This is a genomic window from Streptomyces sp. NPDC087310 (assembly GCF_044744405.1).
In the GTDB taxonomy this organism is placed as follows: Bacteria; Actinomycetota; Actinomycetes; order Streptomycetales; family Streptomycetaceae; genus Streptomyces.
Genome location: NZ_JBIUYF010000009.1, coordinates 268,166 through 278,121, shown reverse-complemented (window position 1 = coordinate 278,121; position 9,956 = coordinate 268,166). Strand labels below are relative to the sequence as shown.

Sequence of the window (9,956 nt, the reverse complement as noted above, 5' to 3'; positions counted from 1 at the left end):
GGCGCGCAAACCTGGGGGGGTTCCCGGGCTCGCCTGTCCCCGCCGTTCGCGCGGCCCGGGGGGGGCAACCCTTCCTCCCGTTGGGGGGGTTGGGGGGGGGGGGGCCGGGGGCCCCCCGGGCCCCCGACCGCACTCGATCGTCTCGACCCCGGGCTCAGCCCTCGTCCGCGCCCTTCGCCTCGGCCTCCGCCACCGACTTGCGCACCTCGTCCATGTCGAGCGCGCGCGCCTGGCCGATCACGTCCTCCAGGGCGGTCTCGGGCAGCGCGCCCGGCTGGGCGAAGACCGCGACATTGTCCCGGACGATCATCAGCGTCGGGATCGAACGGATCTCGAAGGCCGCGGCCAGCTCCTGCTGGGCCTCCGTGTCGACCTTGGCGAAGACCAGATCGTCGTGACGCTCCGACGCCTTCTCGTAGACCGGGGCGAACTGGCGGCACGGACCGCACCAGGAAGCCCAGAAATCGATCAGGATGAAGTCGTTCTCCGACACCGTCCGGTCGAAGTTCTCCTTGGTGAGTTCCACTGTGGCCATGCCTGGTACCTCTTCCTGCTCTCCGGGTGAAGCCGCCTGCGACAACGGTCCGTGCCGTCGCCGTATTCCTGATACCCCGGGCCCCTGCCCGGTGATCGTGTGGCCATGCGACCCACTCGCCTCCAGACTGGCTCCATGACTGAAGCTGTGGAGTACGACGTGGTGGTCCTGGGCGCCGGCCCGGTCGGGGAGAACGTCGCCGACCGGGCCAGGTCGGCCGGGTTGAGCGTGGCCGTGGTGGAGAGTGAACTGGTCGGCGGCGAGTGCTCGTACTGGGCCTGCATCCCGAGCAAGGCGCTGCTGCGCCCGGCCCTCGCGCGCGCCGAGGCGCGCAGGGTGCCGGGGCTGAGCGAGTCGGCCCGGGGCCCGCTGGACGCCGCGGCCGTGCTCGCGCACCGCGACTACTTCACGGCGCACTGGAAGGACGACGGCCAGGTCGGCTGGCTGGAGGGGACCGGCGCGGTCCTGTACCGCGGCCACGGCCGGCTGGACGGCCCCCGGCGGGTGACGGTGACGGGCCCCGACGGCGCCGAGCGGACGCTGACGGCGCGGCACGCCGTCGCCGTCTGCACCGGCAGCCGGGCCGTCCTGCCCGAGCTGCCGGGACTCGACGGGGCCGGCGCGTGGACCAGCAGGGAGGCCACCAGCTCCCCGACCGTACCGGCACGGCTCGTGGTCGTCGGCGGCGGTGTGGTGGGGATGGAGATGGCGACCGCGTGGCGGGCGCTCGGCTCCGAGGTCACCGTGCTGATCCGGGGCGGCGGACCGCTCCCGAGGATGGAGCCGTTCGTGGGCGAGCTGGTCACCGAGGCGCTCACCGAGGCGGGCGCCACCGTCCGTACGGGCGTGTCGGTCGCCGCGGTCGAACGCGACGGCAGGACCGGACCCGTCACCGCCGTGCTGGCGGACGGCGAGCGGATCGAGGCCGACGAGATCCTCTTCGCCACCGGTCGCGCCCCGCGCACCGACGACCTCGGACTGAAGACGGTCGGCCTGGAGCCGGGCTCGTGGCTGACGGTCGACGACACCTGTCTGGTGGAGGGGAGCGACTGGCTGTACGCGGTCGGCGACGTCAACCAACGCGCGCTCCTCACCCATCAGGGCAAGTACCAGGCCCGGACGGCGGGCGCCGCGATCGCCGCGCGGGCCAAGGGCGCCACGGTGTCCGCCTCGGACGCGTGGAGCGCCCACACCGCCACCGCCGACCACACCGCCGTCCCCCAGGTCGTCTTCACGGACCCGGAGGTGGCCGCGGTCGGTCTCAGCCTCGCGGAGGCCGAGGCGGCGGGCCACCGGGTCCACGCGGTCGACTACGACCTCTCCGGCGTCTCGGGCGCGGCCCTGTACGCCGACGGCTACCGCGGCCGCGCCCGCATGGTCGTCGACCTGGACCGGGAGATCCTGCGCGGTGTGACCTTCGCCGGTCCGGGGGTCGGCGAGATGCTGCACTCCGCGACCGTCGCGGTGGTCGGTGAGGTCCCGATCGACCGGCTGTGGCACGCCGTTCCCGCGTTCCCCACGATCAGCGAGATCTGGCTGCGGCTGCTGGAGACGTACCGCGACCGGTGAGCTGACAGCGGGGAGGGCACGGGGCGGCGGCCCCGGGCCCGGTGGGCCGAAAGTCGGCCATCGGGCCTTGTGTGGTGGGTGGTTCGGTCGGAAGCTGGTGGTTCTTGTCGCCTTCCGTTCGGAGCCGCCGGATGAGTGCAGACCGACCGAACGACCTCGCCCAGAACCTTCCGTACCGTGCCGGGCCGCGCCGCCGGGCCCTCCTCGCCGCCGGGGCCGCCGGCCTCGCGGGCTGGTCCGTGTTCACCTCGCAGAAGCGCGCGTTCGCCACGGAGAGCACCACGGGCACCCCGGGTGCCCCGAGCGCCGGGAGCGCCGGCGGTACGGAGTGGGACGCGAACCCGCGGGTCTTCCAGGTGAACCGGGAGGACCACCGGGCCCGGCTCGTACCGTACGCGCGGGTCGCCGACGCCCTGCGGGGCGACCTGACCCGCTCGCCCTACTACCGTTCCCTGAACGGCACATGGCGCTTCCACTGGGCGAAGAACCCGGAGGAACGCCCCGTCGGCTTCCACGCCGCCGACTTCGACGACAGCGGCTGGGACCGTATCCCCGTCCCGTCCAACTGGGAGATGAAGGGCTACCCGGAGCCGATCTACCTCAACATCAAATACCCGTGGGTCGGCTACGAGACGCCCGAACCCCCGGACATTCCCAAGGAGTTCAACCCGGTCGGCTCCTACCGCCGGGACTTCACCGTGCCACGGGTCTGGGACGGGCGGCGCACACTGCTCTCCTTCCAGGGGGTGAAGTCCGCGTTCTTCGTCTGGGTGAACGGCGAGCGCGTCGGCTACAGCGAGGACAGTTACACCCCCGCCGAGTTCGACATCACCGAGCGGCTGCGCCCCGGCCGCAACACCCTGGCCGTGGAGGTCTTCCGCTGGTCCGACGGCAGTTGGCTGGAGGACCAGGACATGATCGACCTGTCCGGGATCTTCCGGGACGTCTATCTGTACGCGACCCCGACCGTGCGGGTGCAGGACCTCTTCGCGCGCACCGCGCTGGACGCGGCCTACCGCGACGCCGTGCTCACCCTCGACATCACCGTACGGAACCTGGCCCCGGGCCGCCCGGCCGGGCACCGGCTCACCGCCACGCTGTACGACGCGAAGGGGCGCCCCGTACGGTGCGGGCCGCTCGAAGGCGATGTCGCGTTCGGCGCGGACAGGGAGCGGGGGCCGGACGGGAAGGGGGCCGGGGACGTGGCCGTCACTCTCGAAGCGGCCGTCCCGGCCCCCGCGCTCTGGTCGGCGGAGGCGCCGCACCTCTACACACTGGTCGTGACCCTCGCGGACGCGGCCGGCCGGGCCGTCGACATCCAGCGCACCAGGATCGGATTCCGCCAAGTGGAGTACGGGCCGGGCCGGTTCACCGTCAACGGCGCGCCCGTCATGCTCCGGGGCACCAACCGTCACGAGAGCGACCCGGATCACGGCCAGGCGGTGCGCGAGGAGCGGATGGTCCAGGACGTCGTCCTGATGAAGCGGCACAACATCAACGCCGTGCGCACCTCGCACTACCCCAACCACCCGCGCTGGCTGGAGCTGTGCGACGAGTACGGCCTGTACGTGATCGACGAGGCGAACCTGGAGACCCACGGGGTGCGCGACCGGGTGCCCGGCTCGCTCCCCGAGTGGACCGACGCCTGCCTCGACCGGATGCACGCGGTCGTCGAGCGCGACAAGAACCACGCGAGCGTCATCGTCTGGTCGCTCGGCAACGAGGCGGGCCAGGGCGCCAACTTCCGTGCCATGGCGCAGTGGACGCACGGCCGCGACCCCTCGCGGCCGGTGCACTACGAGGGCATGAACGCCGTCGCCGACCTGCACAGCGAGATGTACACGAGCCCGGCGGGCGTCGAGGCGTACGGCAGGTCGGGCAAGCCCACGCCGTATCTGCTGTGCGAGTACAACCACTCGATGGGCAACAGCGGCGGCAATGTGCGGGAGTACTGGGACGTCCTCGAACGCTACCCCAACCTGCACGGAGCCTTCGTCTGGGACTGGGTCGACCAGGCGATCCGGCTGCCGGTGCCCGGGGACCCGAAACGCTCCTACCTGTCGTTCGGGGGCGACTGGAAGCCCGGATATCCGACGGACGGCAACTTCTGCTGCAACGGTCTGGTCGATGCGGACCGCTCCGTCCACCCCGGGCTTCTGGAGATCAAGCAGATGTACCAGCCGGTCGGCATCACCGCGGGCGAGCTGTCCGGGGACACGGCCGGCGGCACGGTGCGCGTCCACAACAAGCAGCTCTTCACCGGTCTGGAGGCGTACGAACTCCGCTGGACGCTCACCCGCGACGGCGAGCGGATCCAGCACGGCACCGTGCCCGCGCCGGACGTGGCACCGGGCGCCACCGCGACCGTACACATCCCGTTCCGCGCCCCGGGGCCGTCCGCGCCCGGCGCGGAACACTGGCTGAACCTGGCCTTCGTGCTGCGTAAGGCGACCGACTGGGCCGGGGCCGGACACACCGTCGCCGCCGGGCAGTTGGCCCTGGAGCGGCGGACGGCGGCGGTCCCCGCCCCGGGCCCCTCGGCCTCCGGGCGTCCGCTGCCCGAACTCCAACTCAGCGAGTCTGCGGGCGAGATCAGGGTGAGCGGCCGGGACGTGGAGCTCGTCCTCGACAAGACGGCCGGCGCCCTCTCCGCGTACCGCTTCCGGGGGAAACCGCTGCTCACCGCCGGGCCCGTGCCCAACTTCTGGCGCGCGCCCACCGACAACGACATCGGACGCGGCGCCCAGAACACCGCGAGGACCTGGCGGGACGCGGGCGCGCGGCGCACCGTGACCTCCGTGACCGCCCGGCACTCCGCACCGGGGGAGGTCACCATCGAGATCGGCGCCACCCTGCCCACCGCTCCGGCGGTCTCCGACTGGCACACGGTGCTCACCGTGCGCGGCGACGCGGAGCTGCGGATCAGACACACCCTGCGGGCACCCGCGGGACTGCCGGATCTGCCCATGGTGGGCGTCCTGTTGACCGTTCCCGCCGGATTCGAGCGGATCGACTGGTACGGACGCGGCCCGCACGAGAACTACTGGGACCGCAAGTCCGCCGCGTTCGTGGGCCGTTACCGCTCCACGGTCGACGACCAGCCGCCGCCGTACGCCCGCCCGCAGCAGATGGGCAACATGACGGACGTACGCCATCTCGCGCTGACCGACCGCACCGGCGACGGCCTGTTCGTGGCCGCCGATCCGGCGCCCGGCGAACCCCTGCTGGAGACCAGCGCCCTGCATTACGCGCCGTCCGACCTCGACGGGCCCCGGCACCCGTACGAACTGACCCGGCGCCCCGAGACGGTGCTCGGCGTCAACCACCGGCAGACCGGGGTGGGCGGCATCAACTCCTGGGGCGCCGCCCCGCTGGAGCAGTACCTGCTGCACGCGGGCCGCACCTACACGTACGCCTACCGGCTGCGGCCCGCCGCCCTGCCCCGCGTCAGGGAGGAGTGAGCGCGGATCCCGAGGACGCCCCGAGGGCGCCCCGAGGGGCGGATCCCCGCGTGGATCCGCCCCTCGGGGTGAGGGAGAGCCGCTGCTGTCACCAGTCGTGGACGCTGCCGTCGCGCAGCCGGTTCACGGGCAGGTACTTGCGGTTGTACGGGAAGCGGGCGGCGGCCTTCTCGTCGAAGTCGACGCCGATCCCGGGCCGGTCGCCGGGGTGCATCAGGCCGTCCTCGAACCGCCACGACGTCTGGAACACCTCCTCGTACGGGCTGAGATGGCTCATGTACTCCTGCATGCCGAAGTTGGCCACGGAGAGGTCGACATGGAGCGCGGCGGCGAAGGAGACGGGCGAGAGGTCGCCCGCGCCGTGCGAGCCGGTACGCACCCCGTACAGCTCCGCCAGCGAGAAGATCTTGCGCAGGTGGCTGATCCCGCCGGCGTGCGACACCGACGTACGGATGTAGTCGATCAGCCGGCCCGTGATGAGGTGCTGGCAGTCCCAGATGCTGTTGAAGATCTCGCCGACCGCCAGCGGGGTGGTGGTGTGCTGGCGGATGAGACGGAAGGCGTCCTGGTCCTCGGCGGGGGTGGGGTCCTCGATCCAGAACATCCGGTACGGCTCCAGGGACTTGCCCAGGCGCGCCGCCTCGATCGGGGAGAGCCGGTGGTGCACGTCGTGCAGGAGCTGGAAGCCGTAGCCGAACCGTTCACGGACCGCCGCCATGTAGGTGGGCACGAAGTCGAGATAGGCGCCGGTGTCCCAGTTCTCCTCGCTCGGCAGGCTCCCGTCGGCCGGCTCGTAGGTGACCCCGTCGCCCTTGCGCATGCCGTACACCCGCTCCAGTCCGGGCACCGCGGCCTGCGCCCGGACCGCGCGGAAGCCGCGGCCGAGGAAGCGGTCCACGTCGTCGAGGAGCTGGGGGATGTCGTTGCCGCTGGCGTGGCCGTAGACGGTGACGCCGTCGCGGGCCGCGCCGCCGAGCAACTGGTAGACGGGGAGCCCGGCGACCTTGCCCTTGATGTCCCACAGCGCCACGTCGACGGCGGCGATCGCGGTCATGGTGACCGGTCCGCGACGCCAGTAGGCGCCCTTGTAGAGGTACTGCCAGATCTGCTCGATCCGGTCCGCGTCCTGCCCGATCAGGGTGGGGCAGACATGGTCGCTGAGGTAGGAGGCCACCGACAGTTCGCGGCCGTTGAGGGTGGCGTCGCCGATGCCCGTCACGCCGTCGGACGTGGTCAGTCTCAGGGTGACGTAGTTGCGTCCCGGGCTGGTGACGAACACCTGGGCGTCGACGATGGTGGCCATGCGGGCGGCCCGCCTTTCTGGGTGTGTGGGTGGGGGAGTCGGGTGTGCGGATGGGGAAGAGGCGTTCAGGAAGGGGGAGTCGAGGCTCCGCGCAGCGTGGCGTCCAGGGTGGCGCGGGCGCCGTGCCGGTCCAGGTCCCGTGCGTGGGCGGCGACCCGGTCGGTGAACTCCCGCCACTGCGCGACGGGTTGGGGCAGGATGTCGCCCGCCTCCACCACCAGCCGCGCCGCGGCGCCGGGTTCACCGGCGCGGTCCGCCAGCTCGCGCAGCCTGGGCGTGGCGTCGTCCCGTACGGCACCGAGGGCCCGCTCGTCGTACGCGTCCTCGCCCCGCGTGACGACCCGGACGTACGCGGCCACACCGAGCGCCAGCACATCGGGCACCGTGCCGGAGGCGAGGTGGTGGGCGAGCGGTCCCGCCCAGCGCACCGGGATCTTCAGCGAGCCGTCGGTGGCGACCTGCGCGGTGCGGTGGCCGAGCGCCGGGTTGGCGAAGCGTTCGAGGAGCTCCCCGATGTACGCGGCGCCGTCCACCCCGTCCGGCACGTCGAGGCTCGGCAGGATCTCCCGGGTCATGGCGTGCCCTACCGCGGCGCCGAGGCCCGGGTCGGTGACCGCGCGGTCGACGGAGGCGTGGCCGAGCAGCAGCCCGAGGTAGGCGAGCAGGGAGTGGGCGCCGTTGAGGAGCCGTAGCTTCATCGTCTCGTAGCCCGCGACCTCGGGCGTGAGGATCGCGCCGGCCTTCTCCCAGGCGGGCCGCCCGGCGCGGAAGTCGTCCTGGAGGACCCACAGCCGGTACGGCTCGGCCGGCACGGGCACCGCGTCGCGCACCCCGAAGCGGCGGGTGACCAGGTCCCGGTGCTCGTCGGTGGTGGCGGGCGCGATGCGGTCGACCATGCTGCTGGGGGTCGACACCGAGGCGGCGAGGTAGGCGGCCAGCTCCTCGCGCTCACCGGACGGCAGGGCCGCCGCGAACTCGTCCAGCAGCCGCCGCAGCCTGCTGCCGTTGTCCATCAGGTTGTCGCAGGTCAGTACGGTCAGCGGGGCGGCGTGGGTGCGTACCCTGCGCTGCAGACCGCGCAGCAGCAGACCGAGCGGGGAGCGCGGGGCGGCCTCGCCGGTGAGGTCAGCGGCGACGCGTGGGTCGTCCAGGTCCAGGCTGCCGGACGGGGTGAAGGTGTATCCCTTCTCCGTGACCGTCAGGGTGACGATCCGGGTGCCGGCCGCGCCGATGGCGTCCACCACCGCCTCGGCCTGGTCCCCGCCGAGCAGCCCGGCGTGGTGCACACCGGGGACGTCCGCCCGTACCGAGCCGTCGCCGTCCAGTGTGAGGACGGTGTAGAGCTCGTCCTGCGCGGTCATGCCCTCCACGACGGTCCTGGAGCGCTGCGTCGGCCCGGTGACCACCCCGGTGATGCCCCAGGGGCCCTCCGCGTGCCGGAGCGCCTCCGCGGTGTAGACGGCCTGGTGGGCCCGGTGGAAGTTGCCGAGCCCGAGATGGACGATGCCCCGTTCCGGAGCGGTGCGGGGACGGGCCAGGCCGGGTACGGGAAGCCGGGAGCGGGAGAGCGGCGGCGCGCTCGGCTTCGGGCTCCGGCTCTGGCTCGGGTCGGTGTTCACGCGGGGCTCCTCGGTGGGTCTCGCCGACGGGGCGGACGCCGGTCCGTCGCGGCGCCCTCGATCTCCGGCGAGAACTACCATACAAGCCTTGTATGGTAGGAGCAACGGTGGTGGCGGGAGGACGTGGGCACGGCCCCGGCGACCCCGAAGGCCCCGGACGGGCAGGTACGGCCCGGTCGGCCCCGGCCCCTGTGGCGGGACCTGCGGTGCGGTCGGCCCCGGCCCCTGTGGCGCGCCCGCCCGGCACGCGCCGCCTCAGTCGTTGGCGAAGCGCCGCGCCAGGGCGATCTCCCGCGCCAGCTCGACCCCGGCCGCGACCCCGCCGTACAGGATTCCCCGGTCCCCGAGGAACGATGCCTCCAGCGCGGGCGGCTCGAACGGCAGGATCTGGGACAGCCGCTCCTGGATGACCGGGACGTAGTCGCCGAGCCGGCGGCCCACGCCGCCGCCGAGGATGACCAGCGCCGGGTCCACGACGGTGATGACCGATGCCACCGTCAGGGCCAGCAGCCTCGCCTCCTCGGCCAGCACCGCACGGGCCCGCGGGTCGCCCGCCGCCGCGGCCGCCATCACGTCCTCGGCGGTCGCCGCGTGCACCAGCCCGTTCTTCCGCGCCGCGTCGACGATCGCGTCGGCCGCCGTCGCCGTCTCCAGCATGCCGCGCTCGCGCACCTCGGCGGGCAGCCCGCGCCGCGGCACCGGCAGCACCGGCATGAAGGCGATCTCGCCGGCCATGCCGCGCGTGCCGCGCAGCGGTCTGCCGTTCACCATGATTCCGGCGCCGACCCCCGAACCGACGTGCAGATAGACGAAGTTGTCGACGTCCTGGCCCAGCCCCCTCGTCCGCTCGCCGAGCGCGCCCAGGTCCACGTCGTTCTCGAAGCGGACGGCGCCCGCCTCCGCGAAGAACTCGCGGAGCCTCCTGACATGCAGGGAGTACCCCCACCCCGGCAGGTTCGAGGCCAGCCGGAAGGACTCCTCCCCGGCGTCGTAGACCCCCGGGCTGCCCACGACGACCTGGAGCAGGTCCGCCATCGCCAGAGACCGCTCGGTGAGGACGGACGACACCAACTCCTCGATGACGCCGACCAGTTCCTCCGCGTCCTGGGCGGAGGGGACCCGTACGTACCGCACGATGTCCCCGGTGAGATCGGTCAGCGCCAGCCTGACCCAGCGCCGTCCGATGTCCAGCACGGTGACCCAGCCCGCGGTGGGTTCGGGGCCGAAGAGCTGCGGTGACCGGCCGGCCTGCCCCGTCCGTACCCCCAGTTTCCGCAGCAGCCCGTTGTCGATCAGCGCGGCGACCGCCGCGCTCACCGTGGGCTTCGACAGGCCCGACGCCGTGACGAGTTGCGGGATGGAGACGGACCCGGCCGCGTAGACGTGGTGGAAGACGGATCGCTCGTTGAGATGGCGCATGTACGTCGTGCTGGTCGCGATCGGGGACGACTTCGGCAACGGACCCTCAT

Annotated in this window: 6 protein-coding genes; 2 read left to right on the top strand and 4 right to left on the bottom strand. The window is 72.8% G+C overall.

Annotated features, from left to right (window positions below; translation table 11 throughout):
• Positions 1-154: 154 nt before the first annotated feature.
• Positions 155-535 (bottom strand): thioredoxin, encoded by a 381-nt coding sequence (gene trxA / locus ACIO3P_RS31965; protein ID WP_329826508.1) that lies wholly within the window; start codon positions 533-535, stop codon positions 155-157.
• Positions 536-670: 135 nt separating this feature from the next.
• Between trxA and ACIO3P_RS31960 the strand changes: the two genes are divergently transcribed.
• Together ACIO3P_RS31960 and ACIO3P_RS31955 are read left to right on the top strand one after the other, a co-directional pair.
• Positions 671-2,104, top strand: coding sequence for a dihydrolipoyl dehydrogenase family protein (locus ACIO3P_RS31960; RefSeq protein WP_401850016.1), 1,434 nt, complete (start codon positions 671-673; stop codon positions 2,102-2,104).
• A 131-nt stretch (positions 2,105-2,235) separates the two neighbouring features.
• On the top strand, positions 2,236-5,565 hold the full coding sequence (locus ACIO3P_RS31955) for a glycoside hydrolase family 2 TIM barrel-domain containing protein (RefSeq protein WP_401850014.1): 3,330 nt from the start codon (positions 2,236-2,238) through the stop codon (positions 5,563-5,565).
• A gap of 88 nt (positions 5,566-5,653) precedes the next feature.
• On the opposite strand, the gene manD is transcribed toward ACIO3P_RS31955, so the two are convergent.
• The 3 genes from manD to ACIO3P_RS31940 form a co-directional block, all read right to left on the bottom strand.
• Positions 5,654-6,868: a D-mannonate dehydratase ManD gene (gene manD / locus ACIO3P_RS31950; RefSeq protein WP_329826511.1), complete on the bottom strand. Its 1,215-nt coding sequence runs from the start codon at positions 6,866-6,868 to the stop codon at positions 5,654-5,656.
• Positions 6,869-6,933: 65 nt separating this feature from the next.
• On the bottom strand, positions 6,934-8,487 hold the full coding sequence (locus ACIO3P_RS31945) for a mannitol dehydrogenase family protein (protein ID WP_401850012.1): 1,554 nt from the start codon (positions 8,485-8,487) through the stop codon (positions 6,934-6,936).
• Between the two features lie 255 nt (positions 8,488-8,742).
• On the bottom strand, positions 8,743-9,945 hold the full coding sequence (locus ACIO3P_RS31940) for an ROK family transcriptional regulator (RefSeq protein ID WP_401850011.1): 1,203 nt from the start codon (positions 9,943-9,945) through the stop codon (positions 8,743-8,745).
• Positions 9,946-9,956: the final 11 nt, after the last annotated feature.